At 41.0% G+C, this 19311-nt stretch carries 18 protein-coding genes; 5 read left to right on the top strand and 13 right to left on the bottom strand.

The window, feature by feature from the left end; genetic code table 11:
* From ABDV70_RS06445 to ABDV70_RS06425, 5 genes are read right to left on the bottom strand one after another with little or no spacing between them, the layout of a single operon-like run.
* Complete coding sequence (locus tag ABDV70_RS06445; RefSeq protein WP_343596342.1) at window positions 1-651, bottom strand: SDR family oxidoreductase; 651 nt, start codon at window positions 649-651, stop codon at window positions 1-3.
* A gap of 34 nt (window positions 652-685) precedes the next feature.
* Window positions 686-2089, bottom strand: a complete 1404-nt coding sequence (gene lpdA / locus ABDV70_RS06440; protein WP_343596341.1) for a dihydrolipoyl dehydrogenase — start codon at window positions 2087-2089, stop codon at window positions 686-688.
* Between the two features lie 10 nt (window positions 2090-2099).
* The gene (locus ABDV70_RS06435; RefSeq protein ID WP_343596339.1) at window positions 2100-3647 is read right to left on the bottom strand and encodes a 2-oxo acid dehydrogenase subunit E2; all 1548 of its coding nucleotides are present in this window, start codon (window positions 3645-3647) and stop codon (window positions 2100-2102) included.
* A gap of 1 nt (window position 3648) precedes the next feature.
* Entirely contained in the window at window positions 3649-4668 is a 1020-nt protein-coding gene (locus tag ABDV70_RS06430) for an alpha-ketoacid dehydrogenase subunit beta (RefSeq protein WP_343596337.1), read from the bottom strand.
* A gap of 26 nt (window positions 4669-4694) precedes the next feature.
* Window positions 4695-5657 carry a thiamine pyrophosphate-dependent dehydrogenase E1 component subunit alpha gene (locus tag ABDV70_RS06425; protein ID WP_343596335.1) on the bottom strand — a complete coding sequence of 321 codons (963 nt, stop codon included), beginning with the start codon at window positions 5655-5657 and terminating at the stop codon, window positions 4695-4697.
* A 337-nt stretch (window positions 5658-5994) separates the two neighbouring features.
* Here ABDV70_RS06425 and ABDV70_RS06420 point away from each other — a divergent pair, with 337 nt between their 5' ends.
* Both ABDV70_RS06420 and ABDV70_RS06415 read left to right on the top strand, forming a co-directional pair.
* The gene (locus tag ABDV70_RS06420; protein ID WP_343596333.1) at window positions 5995-6951 is read left to right on the top strand and encodes a lipoyl synthase; all 957 of its coding nucleotides are present in this window, start codon (window positions 5995-5997) and stop codon (window positions 6949-6951) included.
* A 347-nt stretch (window positions 6952-7298) separates the two neighbouring features.
* Window positions 7299-8387, top strand: a complete 1089-nt coding sequence (locus ABDV70_RS06415; protein ID WP_343596446.1) for a transcriptional regulator — start codon at window positions 7299-7301, stop codon at window positions 8385-8387.
* On the opposite strand, the gene ABDV70_RS06410 is transcribed toward ABDV70_RS06415, so the two are convergent.
* Entirely contained in the window at window positions 8384-9730 is a 1347-nt protein-coding gene (locus ABDV70_RS06410; RefSeq protein ID WP_343596331.1) for a PepSY-associated TM helix domain-containing protein, read from the bottom strand. The genes ABDV70_RS06415 and ABDV70_RS06410 overlap by 4 nt on opposite strands.
* A gap of 96 nt (window positions 9731-9826) precedes the next feature.
* On the opposite strand from ABDV70_RS06410, the gene ABDV70_RS06405 reads away from it, so the two are divergent.
* Together ABDV70_RS06405 and ABDV70_RS06400 are read left to right on the top strand one after the other, a co-directional pair.
* Complete coding sequence (locus tag ABDV70_RS06405) at window positions 9827-10243, top strand: DUF2946 domain-containing protein (RefSeq protein WP_343596329.1); 417 nt, start codon at window positions 9827-9829, stop codon at window positions 10241-10243.
* A 61-nt stretch (window positions 10244-10304) separates the two neighbouring features.
* On the top strand, window positions 10305-12404 hold the full coding sequence (locus ABDV70_RS06400; RefSeq protein WP_343596327.1) for a TonB-dependent siderophore receptor: 2100 nt from the start codon (window positions 10305-10307) through the stop codon (window positions 12402-12404).
* Between the two features lie 94 nt (window positions 12405-12498).
* Here the strand turns inward: ABDV70_RS06400 and ABDV70_RS06395 are convergent, their stop codons facing one another.
* The 6 genes from ABDV70_RS06395 to pqqA all read right to left on the bottom strand — a co-directional run bounded on the left by ABDV70_RS06395 (window position 12499) and on the right by pqqA (window position 16837).
* A complete protein-coding gene (locus ABDV70_RS06395; protein WP_343596326.1) occupies window positions 12499-13548 on the bottom strand; it encodes a dipeptidase in 1050 nt (349 codons plus the stop codon).
* A 35-nt stretch (window positions 13549-13583) separates the two neighbouring features.
* Window positions 13584-14729: a pyrroloquinoline quinone biosynthesis protein PqqE gene (gene pqqE / locus ABDV70_RS06390; protein ID WP_343596325.1), complete on the bottom strand. Its 1146-nt coding sequence runs from the start codon at window positions 14727-14729 to the stop codon at window positions 13584-13586.
* Window positions 14726-15010 (bottom strand): pyrroloquinoline quinone biosynthesis peptide chaperone PqqD, encoded by a 285-nt coding sequence (gene pqqD, locus ABDV70_RS06385; RefSeq protein WP_343596324.1) that lies wholly within the window; start codon window positions 15008-15010, stop codon window positions 14726-14728. The genes pqqE and pqqD overlap by 4 nt, the downstream gene beginning before the upstream one ends.
* The gene (pqqC, locus tag ABDV70_RS06380) at window positions 15007-15768 is read right to left on the bottom strand and encodes a pyrroloquinoline-quinone synthase PqqC (protein ID WP_343596323.1); all 762 of its coding nucleotides are present in this window, start codon (window positions 15766-15768) and stop codon (window positions 15007-15009) included. The genes pqqD and pqqC overlap by 4 nt, the downstream gene beginning before the upstream one ends.
* Before the next feature lie 12 nt (window positions 15769-15780).
* Window positions 15781-16692: a pyrroloquinoline quinone biosynthesis protein PqqB gene (gene pqqB / locus ABDV70_RS06375; RefSeq protein ID WP_343596321.1), complete on the bottom strand. Its 912-nt coding sequence runs from the start codon at window positions 16690-16692 to the stop codon at window positions 15781-15783.
* A gap of 70 nt (window positions 16693-16762) precedes the next feature.
* A complete protein-coding gene (gene pqqA, locus ABDV70_RS06370; RefSeq protein ID WP_343596445.1) occupies window positions 16763-16837 on the bottom strand; it encodes a pyrroloquinoline quinone precursor peptide PqqA in 75 nt (24 codons plus the stop codon).
* A gap of 543 nt (window positions 16838-17380) precedes the next feature.
* Here pqqA and ABDV70_RS06365 point away from each other — a divergent pair.
* Window positions 17381-18046, top strand: a complete 666-nt coding sequence (locus ABDV70_RS06365; RefSeq protein ID WP_343596319.1) for an O-methyltransferase — start codon at window positions 17381-17383, stop codon at window positions 18044-18046.
* A gap of 108 nt (window positions 18047-18154) precedes the next feature.
* Here the strand turns inward: ABDV70_RS06365 and ABDV70_RS06360 are convergent, their stop codons facing one another.
* Entirely contained in the window at window positions 18155-18997 is an 843-nt protein-coding gene (locus ABDV70_RS06360) for a universal stress protein (RefSeq protein ID WP_343596317.1), read from the bottom strand.
* Between the last annotated feature and the right edge of the window lie 314 nt (window positions 18998-19311).

Here is a 19311-nt window from a genome sequence, read left to right as displayed (position 1 = left end):
TTACCGATAGACCATACCACCATCAGTCAAGATGGATTGTCCCGTAATGTAATCAGAATCTTCACTGGCTAAAAATGCCACCAGTGCCGCTACATCATCAGGGGTTTCAGCCCGTCCAAGCGCAATTCCTTCGACATATTTTTTGTAGGTTTCACCAACTTTTGCCCCTGTTAAATCAGCAAAGCGTTGGTCAATCTCAACCCACATATCCGTGCCGACAATCCCCGGACAATAACCATTCACCGTAATCCCAAAACTTGCATATTCTTTGGCAGCGGCCTGAATGCCCCACAACACGCCTCCAATATTAATATCGGTAATCTTGCGGAACTCTTCTGGCGTCACGGCATTTAAGGGCTGTACTTGCGCAATCCCTGCATTATTAATCATCACATCAAAACCGCCCAGTTGTTGATGCGTATGTTCAATGGCAGCAGAGACTTGAGCAAGATCGGTGACATCCGCCACAAAAGTTGTGACCTTGACACCCAAAGCCTCGATTTCAGCTTGGGTTTGTTTTAATTGGCTCGGGTTCACATCCACCAACGCAATGTGAACACCTTCTTGTGCAAGTCGTAATGCAATCCCTCGACCAATGCCCCTAGCACCACCTGTGACCAAAGCCACCTTATTTTGCAATCCTCTTGGCATATTTGCGTTCCTTCCTTAACTTATTCGTCACATTCTAAACATGGATCGCCCTTTGCATTGAAGCCAAAATTGACTCATGCATTGCTTCTGAAAGTGTTGGATGTGGGAAAATGACCTGCGCCAAACTTTCATCGGTTGCTTCAAGATATTTGGCAATCGCAAAGCCCTGAATCTGTTCCGTAACTTCGTGCCCAACCATGTGTGCGCCTAACAGTTCACCTGTTTCAGCATGTACAACCGTTTTGACAAACCCTGATGAATCCGCCAGTGCCAAAGCTTTACCATTGGCTGTAAATGGAAATTTCCCCACATGAATTGGTAAATTTTGTGCTTTTGCCTGTGCTTCGGTTAAGCCAATGCTTGCCACTTGTGGATGAGTAAAAATACATCCCGGAATCTGGCTTCGATCCAGTGCATGAACGTTTTTCACACCTGCAATTTTTTCAACACACAAAATGGCTTCATGACTGGCTTTATGTGCCAAACATGGGGCGCCTGCAACATCGCCAATAGCGTATAAACCAACGACATTGGTTTTACAAAACGCATCGGTTTGGATAAAGCCTTGTTCGCTCAGTGTCACGCCTAAATCTTCCAAACCTAAATTTTGAGTGTTTGGGCGTACACCAATGGCAGATAAAACACGATCAAAAACCAGTGTTTGTACGCCCTTAGGCGTTTGCACCGTACAATGCACTTCATTATTTTGGATTTGAACGGTTTGAATACTCGACTCTGTAACAACCGTCATGCCTTTATGTTCAAACTGCTTCCGAACATATTCCGCTACTTCGCCATCTTCAGTCGGTAAAATCTGTTTAGCAATATCAATGAGCGTGACTTGCGAACCTAAATCTTGATACAGACTGGCAAATTCACTGCCAATTGCACCTGAACCGACAACCAAAAGTCGTTTAGGCAATTGCTCAGGGATAAGTGCCTGTTTATAGCTCCAGACATATTCACCATCAACTGGCAACTGCGGCAAATGTCGTGCCTGAGCACCTGTTGCTAAAATAATATGAGATGCTGTAACCGTCTGGTTTTTACCTTCAGTATCGGTGATGTTTATGGTTTCTTTAGCCGTGATTTCTGCTCGACCATTGAATAACGTCACCTGATTTTTTTTGAGCAAATGCCCAATGCCTTGTACCAACTGTGCTGATACCTGACGGCTGTGTTTGACTAATTTTTGAATATCGAACTGAACGGATGCTAACTGAAAACCAAATCGATCTGCATGTTTTAACTGCGTTGCTAACTCAGCACCCGCTAACAAGGCTTTGGTTGGAATACAGCCCCAGTTCAAACAAATTCCACCTAAATGTTGCTCTTCCACAATCGCTGTTTTGAGCCCGAGCTGGGCGGCACGAATTGCCGCCACATAGCCACCAGGTCCCGCACCGATCACCACAACATCAAACTGTGCCTCTGACATGTGGCTTCTCCTACAATAAAATCAACGATGGGTTTTCAACAAACTGTTTGAAGCTTGCTAAAAATTTTGCACCCAATGCACCATCAATCACCCGATGGTCACACGACAATGTTGCTGTTACCAATTGGCGAATCACCACTTGATTGTTTTCCACAACCGCACGTTGTTCCGATGCACCTAAGGCTAAAATTGCACCTTGTGGCGGGTTAATAATCGCATCAAACTGTTTAATGCCAAGCATACCTAAGTTTGAAATGCTGAAACTACCGCCTTGGAACTCATCAGGTTGTAACTTGCCTGTTTTGGCACGGGTTGCCAAATCACGCATTTCGGTTGAAATTTCAGATAATGATTTGGTGTTTGCTGCTTTCACAATGGGTGTGATTAAACCGTTTGGAATGGCAACAGCAACCGAAATATCTGCCTGTGAAAATTGCAAAATAGACTGTGTTGCTTCGTCATATTGCACATTCACTTCTGGTACTTTCACCAATGCCGCAGCAGCAGCTTTAATCAACATATCGTTAATTGAAAGTTTCACTTCTGGCACAGTTTCATTGATTTGTTTACGTAAGGCCTGCATTGCCTCGACATTCAAATCCACAATTAAACGGAAATGTGGTGCATTGCGTTTCGCTGCCTGCAAACGTAAAGCAATGGCTTTACGCATTGCATTCATTGGCACAGTGGTAACCGCTGCCACTTGTTTGGTGGATGCTGTCACATCACAAACCGATTGTGCTTTAGCTGCAACAGGGTTTTGGCGATGATAAACCGCTTCAACATCTTCCTTACACACGCGACCACGAGAACCCGACACACGGCAGTCATGTAGGTTAATGCCCCATTGTTTCGCCAAACGGCGTGCCACAGGCGTTGCTAAAACCTTGCTATCATCCGCAGTCGATTTTGCAACTTTACCAGAGGATTGAACCTGAGCTTTTACATCAGGCCATTGCCCGCCTGCACTTTGTACTGCGCTTTGAATATCCTGAACGCTAATACGCCCTTCACGTCCCGAACCTGACACTTTTGCCAAATTAACATTGTGCTTTTCAGCAAGTTTTAATGCATGTGGCGTGGTAAAAAGCTCGGCACTGGCTTGGAAACCTTGTAATGCTGCTGGAATCGCATAACCACCTTGTGCAACAGGCGCAGCACTTTGAACGGCGGCTTGAGGCGCTGAAGCTGCAACCGTGGTCTGTTCAACTTGTGCTTGCGGCTCTACTGCTGGCGTTTCAGCCTGTTGTGTAGCAGTCGATGGCTTTCCACCCAAAGACTGTACATATTGTTCAATCTCGGCATCAGAAACACTAGGTTCAGCACATACAGCAATCAACCCACCTACAGGTAAAGTATCGCCATCTTTAGCAATAATTTTACGCAAAGTTCCATCAAATGGCGCTTCTAATACATTGACGATCTTAGTGGTTTCAATTTCACAAATTTCCTGACCTTTGGTAAAAGTATCACCTTCTTGAATCAGCCATTGTGCAATCGTACCCTCTTCCATCGATAATCCCCATTTTGGGATTTCTAAGGTTTTGATTTCGCTCATCCTAAGCCTCCAATACTTTACGCACGGCCTGTTCAATTCGTTCTACGCTTGGCATCCATTCTTTTTCTAATACAGGTGAGAATGGCACTGGCGTATGCGGTGGTGTTACCAGTTCAATCGGTGCTTTTAAGTAATGGAAACCTTTTTGAGCGATCAATGCTGCAACATCGTGACCAAAACCACAACGTGCTGCTGACTCATCGACAATCACCACACGCCCAGTCGAAGCAACCGATTCTAAAATGCCATCTTCATCTAAAGGTGAAATGGTACGTGGATCAACCACTTCAACTGAAATGCCTTCTTTGGCAAGTTTATCCGCCACTTCATTGGCACGATGTACCATCAAACTGAGTGCGATAATGGTGATATCTGTACCTTGACGGGTATAATTCGCCACACCAAACGGAATGGTATAAGCCTCATCTGGTACTTCACCTTTGATGTCATACAGTAATTTGTGTTCACAGAACACCACTGGGTCGTCATCACGAATGGCTTGGATAAGTAGACCTTTCACATCGTATGGGCTTGATGGCACAACCACTTTTAGCCCTGGTACAGCAGCAAAGACGTTATAAGGCGATTGTGAATGCTGTGCAGCCGCAGAGAAGCCAGCACCAATCATGCCACGTACCACCAATGGTGCTTTGGCTTTACCACCAAACATATAGCGGAATTTTGCAGCTTGGTTATACAGCATGTCATGACACACGCCATAAAAGTCCATGAACATCAAATCCACCACAGGGCGTAAACCCGTTGCCGATGCACCTGCTGCCATACCCACCAAAGCTGACTCTGTAATAGGCGTATCAATGACACGTTCTGAGCCAAACTCTGTCCATAACCCTTTGGTCACGCCCAATACGCCACCAAAGCCTTCTAATTTATTTTCATCGGTATTTTTACCACCGTGACCACCACGAACATCTTCACCCATCACCACAACACTTGGGTCACGGCGCATTTCTAATTCAATTGCCTCTTTTACGGCATTACGAAAACTTTTATTTGGCATCTTGCTATTCCCTTAACTCTTTTTCCTTAATAGGAAACATAAACATCGGTGAGTAATTGTTCTGGTTGTGGATAGGCTGCTGCTCGAGCCTTCGCTACAGCATCATCCACATTGGCTTTCGCTTCAGCATCAATTGCATCAAGTTTGGCTTCATCTACTTTGCCTTTGACCTTTTCACGGAAAATTTTCAGTGGGTCTTTATGCTCTTTGACATATTCAATTTCTTCTTTAGAGCGAATCAATCCCGGATCACCCTCAAAATGCCCATAAAAACGGTTCGTGACGGTTTCAATCACACTTGGACCTTCGCCATTTCTAGCGCGTTCAATGGCAGCTTTGGCAGCTTCATATACTGCAAAGAAGTCTGTACCATCGACTTTTTGGGCTGGCAAACCAAACCCTGCGGCACGCCCTGCAATATCTTTACTTCCCACGGCATAGTCATGTGCCGTACCTTCACCAAAGCCATTATTTTCAAAGATAAAAATCACTGGAAGTTTCAAAACAACTGCCATGTTGATTGCTTCAAAAGTTAAGCCCTGATTCGACCCGCCATCTCCTGTAAATGACAGACCAACACCACCTGTTTTCAACGTTTTTGCAGTTAAAGCCGCACCAATTGCTAAAGGAGGTCCACCGCCCACAATCCCGTTGGCGCCAAGCATACCCTTGTCCAAATCAGCAATATGCATCGAACCGCCTTTACCACGACATAACCCTGCATCTTTACCAAAAATTTCCAGCATCATGGTATGAATATCACACCCTTTGGCAATACAGTGTCCATGCCCACGATGTGTCGAGGTAATGTAGTCTTTATCCGTTAAATTTTCACAGATGCCCACCGCAACGGCTTCTTCACCACTATATAAATGGATAAACCCTGGAATATCACCGTTGGTATTTTCTTCGTGAAGTCGATCCTCAAATTCACGAATATCTCGCATCCGCTTATATGCGGCAAGTAATTGCTCTTCTGTAAGCTGCATATTCATATCCTTATCTATATTAAAATTAACTTGATGAATATCAATCATCACCTTTATATAAAAATATTTTTGACTTACTGGATATTAGACTAATAATAAATACGATTTTTTTTGATATATTTTTATAATAAGTGATTAATTTTAAACTATTTTATATAAATGTAATTTTTTATTAATACGTTTAAAGCAATCAAAACAAACCTTCAACCAACCTTTGTCATTTATCATTTTTCTCCTTTATTTTATTTAAAACTTTTTATTTTAAAATAACACACAAGTTCTGTTTTTTATTATATCCTGAAATTCTGCATTTTTATAACATAAGGATATGTTTTAAATGAATCAGAGCGCAAAAGATAATCTTAAATCTGATAAATTAAATAAATATAAAACTCAAAATAAAGCACCTTTTGAGACAATTTCAAATACTTGGCTGAATGAACACGTACATACGACAGGTCATAAATATAGCCCAGAAGAACTCAAACGAATTCAGCGTCTATTTCGCCAGCAACATTTGCATCGGGAATGTAATAAAACAACGTGCTTTGAACCACCACAGTACCCAGAACATCGTGCTGCGAGTTTTATCATTTTGCCTACTGGCTATGCACGTTGCTGCCCTTTTTGTCATGCTGTCTATAGCTCGACCTTGATTTATCCAGTGGATGATATCCAGCAGTTTACCCAACACATTGCCACACTTGAGTTGACCTATCTGGTGATGGTGTACCATATCACTGAACAGATGAATGCTGCTTTACTCGCTCAAATCATGCAACACATTCGGCAGCAGTCTCCGAAAACCATGATCGAAATTATCATCACACATGCGCAACTAGATGCTTTATCTCTTTCGCCTCTGCTACGCGATACCCCTCCCGATGTACTAAATTGTCCCGTTTCAGCCGTACCACGCTTATTTCCAAAGCTGAAACTTGAAACGAATTATCTCAATACACTACATTTGCTCAAACAAGTGAAACGGCTATTTCCATCCATCCTAACCAAATCTGGTCTATTGGTAGGCTTAGGAGAAATTGAAGCTGAGGTATTCAGTGTTTTAAATGATTTAAAGGATGCGTCAGTTGACCTGATTACAATTGGACAATATCTACAACTCGACTCATCCCATCCAGTGATTCAGCGTTTTGTACATCTGGATGAATTCAAACGCTATCAGGCACACGGTAACCAACTGAATTTTCAAAATTTATGGAGTAGCCCGATGGTGAGACCCAGTTATTTCGCCGAACAATTATTTGAGAAACATGCCATACCAGAATTACTTTAAAAAACGCAGTAATGAAATGTCTGTAAAAACTATCAATTTTGAAACATTTTTTGATTATCTCTGCCAATGAATTTGGTATAGATTATTGATTGAATATCGTGTGCCCCTACAATGATTTGAATCATGTGAATGGAAATCATTGTAGAAAGCCTTTTTCATACTGCCTGATCTCTCTTATGCACTTTTTAAAAGAACTAGGCGTATAAAAAAAAGGATTTTGTTTTAAATAATATAATGATGTCAAAATTAAAACGAGAACTGTGACAAAACTCACTTAAAGGACTTAAGTGAAAAATAGTTCTCTTTAAAGGGAAATAAAAATGGATCTACACATTCGTCATTCTGATATGTCGAAAAATCAGGTTTTCAATAACCAGATGCCCCAAGTCGACAAAAATGCCGCACCGCTTTTATCATTAGAACAAGACTGGCAAAGTTCTTTATTTGGACGGGCCATTGAACATAGCCAACAAGAACTTGCATCTATCGCAAAAGAAGCAGGTATGGCAATTGGCGTAACCGATACTTGTGGTACCTTACTTTGGGCATGGAGTAGTCAAACCATGCGTTCATCTGCTGAACAAGTGCATTTTGTTGAAGGCGGTCAATGGTCAACACAGTCGGTTGGAACCAATGCCATTGGTATTGCACTTAATACATATCATACCAGTTGCGTCTATTCCCATGAAAACAGCATGAATAGCGTTCGTGATTGGGTCTGTTATGCAACACCTATCATTGACCAGAAAACTCAGCAATATTATGGCATTATGAATTTATCCGCCAAATACACCAAACACAGCAGTTTGGGGAAACTGGCTGTTGAACGCTGCGCTGAACTACTGAGTCAGGTTTTACATCATCAGCAACAAGACTGTTTGTCGATGAACTTATTCGGTACGCCTCAACTGACGTTCAACCAAACCGCTTTAACACCAACCCAAAGACAAATTGAAATCTTATGTATTTTGGCATTGTGCCCTGCGGGAATCCAACTTGATGAACTGCATTATGCGTTATATGGAGAACGTGATGTCAGCTTAACCACCTTAAAAGCTGAAATTTCACAACTCCGACATTTGCTCAATGGCGGTGTCCAATCTCGTTGTTACCGTCTTACCTGTGAATTACAGTGCGATTTCCTGATGGCAGAGAAAGCCTTAAATGCAGGTTATATACAAACTGCATTTAATCTCTATAAAGGTAATTTTTTACCCAAAACTGAAAGCCCGTTTTTACGTGCTTGGCGAGATGCTTTCGATGCCCGATTAAGCCATTATATTTATCATTGTCAGGATGCAACATTATTGCTTAATCTGGTTCATCGCACTCCAGATCGGATTGACGCGGTAGAACGCCTGTTGGAAATTTTGCCTGAGGATAGCCCGCATCTCAATCAATTAAATCGTCTATTGTCCATGACAGACGAAACTTAACTGGATCTGTTTTTTGCGGATGCCCAACATAGCATTTGCAGGCAAAATATACTGATAACCCAAACAGGCACCAAAAAGTACAAGGCGACAACAAGTAAACATCCGAGTGTTTTTTGTGAAAGCGTTGCCTTCTGCCAAACACTTGTCCATAGAAAGTGGGACTGTTGCAAGGTTGTCTTAACCTTTGCATGACGTAACCACGACCCATAGGCAATCATAATTAAGATGACAATGCCTAAACCACTCAGGACAAGAACAAGCTGATTCAACCAGCCGAACAATACACCAATATGCGCATCGACTCCCCAACGGGTTAATTTTGCCGAAAGTGGGAAATCTTTAAAATATATGGCATCGACGACTTTTTGCTGCTGCATATCGACTGCTAAGGCATCAATCTGAACTGGCCATTTATGGCGCATTTCTTCAATCGTCCATGCTTTATCAGGGCTGTAACTCGGTTTAATCTGTAGATAATCAGAGTTCAATCCTTGTTTTCGAGCAATCTGCATAATCTGATCAAACTGCCGTGGCTGTAATGGCATGTGCTGTGACATATCCATATTCATATGGTGTTCTGCATGTGCATCCATATTGGCCATATTCATGGACATAGAATGCAACTGGGTGTTTAAACTTGGCGTATCACTATTGGCAAGATGGCGTAATTTAGCAATATTCGCACCCGCCCAGTTCGACCATGTTAGCCCTGTTGCAGAGAAAAACAGTAACATCGGCAAAAAAACAAGTCCGACCCAGCTATGCCACTTCAACAAAGTTTTTTGTTGAGCGTGCTGTCTGCGCTTTCGATACCACTGAATCAATCCTGTTATTGCAAAAACACCTAACCAGCTTGCCGCCAATTCACTATAAGCACGCCCATATGTCCCAAGTAATAAATTACGATGCAAATTGTCCAAGAACGTCCGTATAGGTAAGACCCCACTGGTGCCATAAACTGGCAACTGGCCTCGTATCATTAAATTATATGGATTCACAAAAATTGCGGTGCTAATGTCTGGATGCTGTTTATCGATATACAAGACACGGGTTGTTGAATTTGGCGTAGGCGCAGGTCGAACGGCAAAAATACGAGCATCATGCGGTAAAACTTTTTGTGCAGCCATGACCTGTTCACTCAAAGGTCGACTTGATTGCATCGCATGCGGTTCAACAAACAGTTGTTGTTGATAAATTGCTTGTTCAATTTGAGGTGTCAATGCGTACAGCAAGCCCGTTAAGGCTGCAATAAAAATAAAAGGCGCAATCAACACACCGACTTGTACATGCAACAAGTGCATGAATTGACGTGAAACCGAAATTTTCGCTGATTTTTTATCCATAAAATGAACAATGACACCACACAAAGATGGTGCATATTAACAATCTCATGCTACGCTGTGCATCTTTTTTAATGTTAGTTTCAATTTTCGGCACAAATGCGACAGATTGGATTAAGTTTTGGTTTATTGGCACTCCTGTTACAGAATCTTGTGTTCTGGCAAGTTGCTATGCCCAAATCAATGCAATCCAACATGGTGTGTGAACAGATTCACGTGGCTTTAGACCAGACACATCATACAATGTCACCTCATGACAACATGGCCATGGCTGATCATGACCATACCCAGATGCACGACAAACAGAATCATGATGACATGCTCCAGCACTGTCACTTTTGTCAATTGTATCATCAGCTTTCTGCCCTACCTGATATTAGCCTTGACCTGATCGAAACTACGGTACTGGTTCGGCTGATTTTATTTGCTGCATTCGCTTACATTTTTTTCTATCTACAGCGTTTATTTCTTTGTCCTCAAGGACGAGCCCCACCGACTCAACTTTGTTTTGCTTAAAAATTATTGGTCATCCTGATTTTCAGGCTGCCCTTTCTTTTATGTTTTACAGAGTAAATACATGTCTAAATTTTTATTTCATCCACTGGTGTGGAGCATTTTGCTTGTTCAAATTTCAGCAACTCGCGCAATTGCAGCAGAAAATACGCCTCTTAACCCAACCACTTTACCAACCATTACCATCACTGCCGAAAAACAGGATGAACGCCACACTTCATCACAAGCCATAACACAGTTCCAGCATGAGCTGTTAGATGTTCCTTTTACCAAGTCACATGTTTCGGCTGAAGATATTCAAAATCAAAATATCCAACGTGTCAGTGATGCACTGTCTTTAGTCAATGGGGTTGTATATCAGGACAGCTATGGCGGTGGTTTTTGGGATAACTACTCGTTTCGTGGTTTTAGCACCGACCCAAATATGGGCACAATCTATATGCGAAATGGTCTAAGTTCACTCAATGGTATTCATACGCCACGTGACATGGTCAATATCCAGTCGATTGATTTTCTAAAAGGGCCAATGGCGGCCATGTATGGTCAAGGTGCAATTGGCGGGATCATGAACATCACCACCAAGCAACCCGAATGGCAACAAAAAAATGAATTAACCGTCAGTGGTAGCACAGAACAACAATATCGTGCAGCACTCGATACAACTGGTGCAATCAATGATGCTATTGCTTATCGCTTAGGTGTGGCCTATGAGAATAACCAGAGTTTTCGAGATCATGTCGATAACCAGCATTACATGTTGGCACCACAACTGGCATGGAAAATTTCCGATCAAACCCAGCTCAACCTAGACACAGAGTTTTCTGAATATAAAGGTGTTTTTGACCGTGGCATTCCAATGATCAATGGAAAAATGATAGATAATATCCATCGTTTTTACGGCGAACCCAGCGATGGCGATATTAAAATTCAAGATCAGATGCTTCAATTACGGCTAAATCACCAGTTCAATGACAACTGGAACAACACCACCGCATTGAGTTATGAGCATGGAATTCGTGAAGGCACTTCGACAGAAATTTATGCATTATCTCCCGATAACTTAACAGCAAAACGCTTCCGTCGTTACCGCCATTTTGAAACCGACACTACCCAGTTTCAGTCTATTTTACGCGGTAAATTCAATACAGGTTCAATCCGTCATGAACTGGTTGCCAATGTAGAAGCAGGCCATTATACCATTAATCAAATTCAGCGCCGAAATGCTTCAGGCACATCTAGTGATATCAGTATTTACGATCCTATATATGGTCAAACTGTACTACCACTTACCCGAATCACCAAATACAGTCAAGAAACCCAAAATATGTTGGGGGTCAATTTACAAGACCAGATTTTTTTCAATGATCAATGGAATATCTTAATCGGTGGACGTTATAACCGCCTTGAGCAAAAAATTATCAATTATTCAAATGGTGTCTCTGCGCAACAAGCCTTTACACCATTTACGCCACGCTTGGGCATTAACTTTAAACCGACTCAGCATTTGTCTTTTTATAGTAACTGGGGCAAATCGTTTGAGTTAAATACAGGCTTAAATAAAGATAATGCACTGTATGAACCTGAAAAAACCACCAGTTGGGAACTGGGCAGTAAATATGAATATCTGCCTGAAAGTTGGTTGGGTCTGACTTATTTTAATATGGAAAAACGCCATTTACTCACCGAAGGAATTACCGATGCTTATGTCGATAGTGGTCATGTGCAAAGTCATGGTATTGAGGTCGAACTGCAACACCAATTTAGCGACCATTTTCGTGTCAATGCAAACTATAGCTTAACCCATGCATCTGTGGTTGAAAGTGAAGTTGAAGCAAAAGGCGCACGTCTGAAAAATATTCCAAAACATACAGCAAATTTGTCTGCGGATTATCAATTTAATCTTTGGAACCACACTGCGGGGTTAGTGGGAAATATTAATTATTATGGCAAACGCAGTGCCAATTATATTGACAATGGCACCACACTGGCGTCATTTACTGTGGTAAATATTGGAGGTTATATGCAGCTTAATCCTGATTTGCGTGTACAACTCAATATTAGCAATTTGTTTAATCGCACTTATGCAGTATCGAGTTATACCAACAACTGGATTCAACCAGGCGAACCGCTCAAAGCAACTTTAAGTGTTAACTGGAAATTTTAAATACGCTTAGACGACATAACTTATTTATATAAAAGTAAGGCTACGCAGGTATCATCTGCCCGCGTAGTGACTTGAGATGAAAAACATACTTAGGCTATTTTCCCCAAATCCGTTCTAACACGTTCAGCCAATTCTCTCTACAAATCTGCTCAATTAAGTGTGCTGAATAACCACGTTGCTGCATTCTTTCAATAATTTTTTGCAGCCCCGTCACATCACCAATCTCTGAGCTCAGGCAACCACCATCGAAATCTGAACCAAATCCCACATGAGTTGCCCCAACATGTGCCATCAAATATTCAACATGGTCTAAAAGAACATCTATTGAAGTATCTTTGTTACGCTGACCATCGGCACGTAAAAACGCCACATCAAAATTCACCCCGATCATGCCTTCACTTTCCTGAATAGCATTTAATTGATGATCAGTTAAATTTCGCGCTTGTGGACACAGTGCATGTGCATTGGAATGAGTTGCAACTAAAGGTTGTTGAAGTATCTCAGCAGTATCCCAAAATGCACGTTCGTTCATGTGAGAAACGTCAACCACCATATTCAATTGAGCCGTTTTTTGCACCAGTTGCTTCCCTGCTTCGGTCAGCCCCGCACCTGTATTGGGTGAATGTGGAAAACTGGCTTTTAAACCATGCCCAAACACGCTCGGACGGTTCCAAAGTGGCCCAATACTACGCAGCCCTGCCTGATATAAGGTTTCAAGTAGGCTCAAATCAGCACTGATTGCCTCTGCACCTTCTAAATGCATCACAACTGCGAGTTGCCCATGCCTTTGACATTCACGAATATCCTGAACCGTGTGACATAAACGTAACTTCTGCTCAGAATGTGCAATCAACGCATGCAATAATTCGACTTGTTGCTGCACAGTTTCAATCATTTGTGCGTGCGTAAACTCATCGGCTGTCAGATCGGCTATTTTTTCAGGATGGTGTTGTTTAACATAAGAAAATGGCGGGATAAAAACAGCGAACATGCCCCCAAGCAGCCCTGCCTGTTGGCAACGCTGCAAATCCATTTCACCGACCAGACGTTCATTTAAGAATGCACGAACAGAATCTTGAGCAGGGCTCAACCATAAACGCGTCAAAACATCATTATGCCCATCAAAAATAAATGGTTGCGTCATGGGGTAATCTCTAGTTCTCTATTTGATTCACAATATCAATCTGTTTGCGTCAAAACAATGCGCTGCTGCATAAATTGCTTTGAATTTTTACGATTTCTAAACTGAAGCTGCTCCAATGCCACAGCTTGATGACTTTGCTCACGAGCCTGTTCAATTAAATGATGATATGAAGATTTACCACATACAGGGTCGGCATTTTTTGCATCACCCGTCAACATAAATGCCTGACAACGACACCCCCCAAAGTCACGCTCTTTTTTGTCACAACTACGGCACTGATCAGGCATCCAAGCATCCCCACGAAAGGCATTAAACCCTTCAGACTGATACCAAATCTCGGACAAATTGTGCTGTTTGACATTTGGAAAGCTCAAAGGCAACTGCCGTGCGGCATGGCAAGGTAAGGCTGTACCATCGGGTGCAACCGTCAAAAAGATTTTACCCCAACCATTCATACAAGCTTTAGGTTGTTCTTCATAATAATCAGGCACCACAAAAATCAACTTACACGGATGATTTTGCTGTTTTAATTTTTCCCGATATTGATTGGTGATCTGCTCTGCCCGAACTAGCTGTTCTTTGGTCGGCAATAGCCCTTGCATATTCAAAAATGCCCAACCGTAAAACTGACAAATCGCCAACTCTACCGTATCTGCATTCAGTTCGATGCACAACTCGATAATTTTATCAATCTGGTCAATATTATGCCGATGGATCACAAAATTCAGCACCATCGGATAATCATATTTTTTAACCAATCGACTGATTTCATATTTTTGTTCAAAGGCGTGTTTTGAACCTGCCAGTGCGTTATTCACCACAGGATCACTGGCCTGAAAACTCACCTGAATATGGTCTAAACCGGCTTGCTTTAATTTAGCAATTCGGTCTTCATTTAACCCCATTCCTGAAGTAATCAGGTTGGTATAAAAACCTAAGCTGTGGGCATGTGCCACCAATTGTTCCAAGTCCTGACGAACCAGTGGTTCACCACCTGAAAATCCAAGCTGTACAGCCCCCATCTGACGTGCCTGATCAAAAACATCACACCACTGTTCAGTCGTGAGTTCATCTTTGTATTGGTCATATTCTAATGGGTTCGAGCAATATGGACATTGCAATGGACAACGATATGTTAATTCTGCCAGCAACCAGAGTGGCAATCCCACAGCTTCGCTCATTTAAACTCAATCCAATATTGTTGCTGTGCCACCAACATATATTCAATGACATCCTGATCAATCGCATCGATATCGCCAAACTGCTGTTTTAGCTGTGCAATAATCTCGGCAACCGAATGCTGTCCTGTAATATATTGTCCAATTGCGCCTGCGGATTCATTCAGCTTGATCATGCCTTCAGGGTACAAAATGACATAAGTTTTTTGTGCAGGCTCATACTGAAAACGATAGCCTTGTCGCCAAGCTGGAATTTGTGCCACATTAAACGTATCTATACTCATGATTTAAATAATCCTTTATGCCAAACACGTTCATTGGTTACGCTGTGGTACGGTGCTTCATGATGCACATAAGCCAAAGACAAAGCGTCTAAAATTGTCCACAAAATATCCAATTTAAATTGAAGAATTTCGAGCATACGTTGCTGTTCTGCATATTCAGTAAAGGATTCAAGCGTAATGCTCATTCCATGTTCAACATCACGACGTGCCTGACTTAAACGTGAACGGAAATAGTCATACCCCTTTTCACTAATCCATGGATAATGCTCAGGCCAAGAATCTAAACGTGACTGGTGAATTTGTGGCGCAAAAAGTTCTGTTAAAGAGCTACTTGCTGCTTCTCTCCACGTTGCACGGCGGGCAAAATTCACATACGCATCAACTGCAAAACGCACACCAGGCAACACCAACTCTTCAGATATGACCTGTTCACGGGTTAAGCCTACCGCTTCTGCCAAACGCAACCATGCTTCACGCCCACCACCATCTGGATAAACGCCATCTTGGTCAATCATGCGTTGAATCCATTCCTGACGCACACGATGATCTGGGCAATTCGCCATAATCGCAGCATCTTTTAATGGAATGTTGATTTGATAATAATAACGATTCGCTACCCATGCCTGAATCTGTTGCTGTGTCGCCTTACCTTCATACATCATCACATGAAAAGGATGATAAATATGATAAAAACGCCCTTTATCCAGAATCGCTTGTTTAAATTCTTCAGTCGTAAATGCTTTAGGTATTTGTGTCATGTTCGGTTCATCTTAAAGTTCAATTTGCATGCCATCAAAAGCCACTTCGACTTGATGCGCCTGTAACTGAGCAAATTGCGCTGATTGTTCATTTAAAATTGGGTTGGTGTTATTAATATGGATATACACCTTACGTGGTTTATCAAGCTGATCTAAATAAGACAAAGATCCACCTTCTCCACCAATATAAAGATGCCCCATTTCCCGACCTGTTTTCGTCCCGACGCCACATTGCTGCATTTCATCATCCGTCCACAATGTACCATCAATCATGACACAGTCAGATGCTGCCATAATCTGCATAATGTCATCGGTGATTTTACCCAACCCTGGTGCATAAAAAAGCTGCTTTTGGGTTTTATGATCTTTGATGATCAGTGCGATATTATCGCCATCATGCGGATCATTGCGGTGTGGTGAATATGGCGGCGCAGCACTACGAATCACCAGTGGAATAAATTCTAACGCATCAAAACCTGAAATTTTGAACGCCTGTTTCGGGTCGATAAGATGATGTTTTAAACCACCATTCCAGTGTTTAAGCATATTAAACAATGGGAAACCTGTGCTTAAATCCTGATGCACCATTTCAGTACACCAAACATCCATTGGACAACCTTCTCTCAAGGTCAGCAAACCTGTTGTATGGTCAATCTGACTGTCCATCAGCACAACACTTTTTATGCCTGTATCACGTAGTTTTCGTGCAGGTTGTGCAGCCTTAAAGTCGAACAGTTGTTGGCGAATATCTGGAGAAGCATTACACAATACCCAATCAACGCCATTTTCTGACACCGCAATGGATGATTGTGTCCGTGTTTTTGCCTGAATTGTTCCCTGACGTACCCCTGAACAATTTGCACAATTACAATTCCACTGGGGAAAACCACCACCTGCGGCAGAACCTAAAACATGAATATACATAAAATTGAACTTTTAAAAATATATAAGCCCTAGAGGTCTAGGGCTTATGAGTTGAATCGGATTACAACAATTAACGCGCTTCAAAGTACATTGTAACTTCGAAACCAATACGTAGATCTGTGTAAGCGGGCTTAGTCCATTGCATAATTTATCTCCAGTATTTGATAAAAGACAAAGCATTTTGTACACAAAACACATGCTTCATCGTTTTTATCTTTGGTTAGTTTTGTAAAGTTATTCTAACTAAAAAGTTCAATCAATCAAACTTTCATTACTTTTTAAAACAACTTTGATCGTCTAAAAAACCAATAAAATTAAATAACTATTTATATTACAAATATTTATAATTATTTTTTTTGATTTTAATCGCTCAAAAAACAACTTTTAGGATGATTAAATCATCTCCATCAATTATTCTTACTTTTGTATCTGTTCAATAGAGCATATGAGTACGAGATGACAGAAAAATCTTCTTACTTCCAATATATTGTTTTTAAATTCAAACTACATCTTTATCCATTTCAAATTGATTCATGATAGCGTGAATCAATGTTTCAACGCTTTTCCTCAAACACATGGTTATCTTGTAAAATCAATTGCTGTCTTTTTTTTCAATTACATCTCTCAAAAATTGAACTCTAGACATAAATGTATAACAATTGCCTTATCGTAATAAGGTGTAAAAATCATGCAAGAACTGTGGACCGCAGTAGATGAGTATATTGAGTCACATTTAATCCCTGATGACCCAAAATTGAATCAGGCAGCCGAAAATACCGTCACTCACGGTTTCTCAAATCATCTTGCTGTTGCACCAAACCAAGGCATGTTTTTACAGATGTTGATTCAAATGAATCATTGCAAACGTGTTTTAGAACTTGGGACTTTTGCTGCATATAGTACAATTTGGTTAGCACGTGCTTTACCTGAAGACGGTTACTTGCTCACGATTGAAAACCGTGATACACATGCAAAAATGGCACAATATAATATCGACGAAGCAAACCTAGTACCCGAAGTTGAACTAAAAGTTGGTCGTGCCAGCGATATTTTACAAGGACTAGACGCCAATACGCCTGCATTTGACTTTATTTTTATTGATGCAGATAAAGCAAGCTACCCTGAATATTTAGAATTGAGTCTACAATATTCTCATTCTGGTACGGTCATTGTTTTAGACAATGTAATTCGTGCGGGTGATATTATTAATCCAGAAAATCACAAACCAAGTATTGAAGGATTACGGGCTACCTTTAGCGCACTACAAAACCATCCAAGACTCCTCTCATGCACAGCATTACAAACTGTTGGCGTAAAAGGTCATGATGGTTTTGCCATTGCAATTGTGAAATAAGGGTAAAAAACAACCAAAACAAAATTATCATTTAAATACAATGAGTTAAGATCTCTGTCCATAAATTTATCCACAGATAATGAGGATAACTATGGACAGATTTTTATGCTATTTCACCACAATCAGTGGTACGTTTAAATTTCTAAATATCGTTGTGGTAATACTTCCCAAAAAGAATTGGTGAATTTTACTATGACTAAATGCGCCTAAAAGCAATAGCTGAATCCCATGCTGACGTTGATAGTCCATAATATTTTCAGCCACATCGCCATAGCGTGTTTCAGAAATAACATTTATACCTTGCGAACGCAAGAATGTTTCAGGTTCATGCAAGATATCTGGATGATCTCCTACATAAAGTAAATGACACTGTAACTGACGTAACAAATCACTTTGTGGAATTCGGTGAAGCATTTTCAAACATGTTGGAGAGTATTCATAAGCAAAAATGAATCGTGTCGGTGCTTTAAAATGATCCCCCACAGTCATTACGGTACATTTTGCACCACGAATAAAGTTTTCGACATTACTCCCGATTGTTTTATTTTTACCAGCAGCACGCTCACCCACTCGACCTAAAACCACAAAATCATCTTCGGTTAAAACACTAAAGCTTTGTTCAAGAAAATCTCCTTTTTCCTGAATAATCGTGGTATCGAGTCCATATTGTTCTTTAATCATTTGAGAAATATGTTGCAATAAATTATTGCTATAGCTAACGGCTAACTCGCTTTGTTTTTGTTCTAGTTCTGCCAGTTCTTTTAACAACATGGCATTACTTTCAAAACCAATAACACCACTTATTTCGCCTAAATGATAACTCGCTGGGTAATAATCCAAAATTTGCAATAAAACCAGTTCCCGATGTGTCTGCTTCGCAACCCATGCTGCCGCAGCAGCAATTGCATTGATACATGGGGACGAATCAATACAAGCAATCACACGTTTCATTTTCGCCTCTCTCGGGTCGAAGCCCTTAGGTCTATTATTGTTTTTAACTTAGCACAACTTATCTCAGACGAAAATATTTTTATTTTGAGAATAAATTGTACAATTTGATTATTTTTAGGGGTTATTTGTCATCTTATCTACGACCTCATTCATCAATTCAGATGAATTAATACACTATAAAATGATGAAAACCATGATTCTATTGTCAAATTTGAGAAGAAAATTCCGTTCTAATTTCTCAAAACTAAATCATTTATTGGCTTTCTCCACACATAGAGATTCATTTGAAATCACTAAATTTTATCGCGCTTATC

This window comes from Acinetobacter sp., from assembly GCF_039596015.1.
Lineage (GTDB): Bacteria > Pseudomonadota > Gammaproteobacteria > Pseudomonadales > Moraxellaceae > Acinetobacter.
This window is presented reverse-complemented; position numbering and strand designations above follow the sequence as displayed.

What these genes read in the sequence shown, in the direction of transcription:
- ABDV70_RS06430 (WP_343596337.1), bottom strand. Translation starts at nt 4,668, where the DNA reads ATGCCAAATAAAAGTTTTCGTAATGCCGTAAAAGAGGCAATTGAATTA.
- ABDV70_RS06415 (WP_343596446.1), top strand. Translation starts at nt 7,299, where the DNA reads ATGTCGAAAAATCAGGTTTTCAATAACCAGATGCCCCAAGTCGACAAA.
- pqqE (WP_343596325.1), bottom strand. Translation starts at nt 14,729, where the DNA reads ATGAGCGAAGCTGTGGGATTGCCACTCTGGTTGCTGGCAGAATTAACA.
- ABDV70_RS06420 (WP_343596333.1), top strand. Translation starts at nt 5,995, where the DNA reads ATGAATCAGAGCGCAAAAGATAATCTTAAATCTGATAAATTAAATAAA.
- ABDV70_RS06400 (WP_343596327.1), top strand. Translation starts at nt 10,305, where the DNA reads ATGTCTAAATTTTTATTTCATCCACTGGTGTGGAGCATTTTGCTTGTT.
- lpdA (WP_343596341.1), bottom strand. Translation starts at nt 2,089, where the DNA reads ATGTCAGAGGCACAGTTTGATGTTGTGGTGATCGGTGCGGGACCTGGT.
- pqqB (WP_343596321.1), bottom strand. Translation starts at nt 16,692, where the DNA reads ATGTATATTCATGTTTTAGGTTCTGCCGCAGGTGGTGGTTTTCCCCAG.
- ABDV70_RS06360 (WP_343596317.1), bottom strand. Translation starts at nt 18,997, where the DNA reads ATGAAACGTGTGATTGCTTGTATTGATTCGTCCCCATGTATCAATGCA.
- ABDV70_RS06425 (WP_343596335.1), bottom strand. Translation starts at nt 5,657, where the DNA reads ATGCAGCTTACAGAAGAGCAATTACTTGCCGCATATAAGCGGATGCGA.
- pqqD (WP_343596324.1), bottom strand. Translation starts at nt 15,010, where the DNA reads ATGAGTATAGATACGTTTAATGTGGCACAAATTCCAGCTTGGCGACAA.
- ABDV70_RS06365 (WP_343596319.1), top strand. Translation starts at nt 17,381, where the DNA reads ATGCAAGAACTGTGGACCGCAGTAGATGAGTATATTGAGTCACATTTA.
- ABDV70_RS06405 (WP_343596329.1), top strand. Translation starts at nt 9,827, where the DNA reads ATGCGACAGATTGGATTAAGTTTTGGTTTATTGGCACTCCTGTTACAG.
- ABDV70_RS06410 (WP_343596331.1), bottom strand. Translation starts at nt 9,730, where the DNA reads ATGGATAAAAAATCAGCGAAAATTTCGGTTTCACGTCAATTCATGCAC.
- ABDV70_RS06435 (WP_343596339.1), bottom strand. Translation starts at nt 3,647, where the DNA reads ATGAGCGAAATCAAAACCTTAGAAATCCCAAAATGGGGATTATCGATG.
- pqqC (WP_343596323.1), bottom strand. Translation starts at nt 15,768, where the DNA reads ATGACACAAATACCTAAAGCATTTACGACTGAAGAATTTAAACAAGCG.
- ABDV70_RS06445 (WP_343596342.1), bottom strand. Translation starts at nt 651, where the DNA reads ATGCCAAGAGGATTGCAAAATAAGGTGGCTTTGGTCACAGGTGGTGCT.
- ABDV70_RS06395 (WP_343596326.1), bottom strand. Translation starts at nt 13,548, where the DNA reads ATGACGCAACCATTTATTTTTGATGGGCATAATGATGTTTTGACGCGT.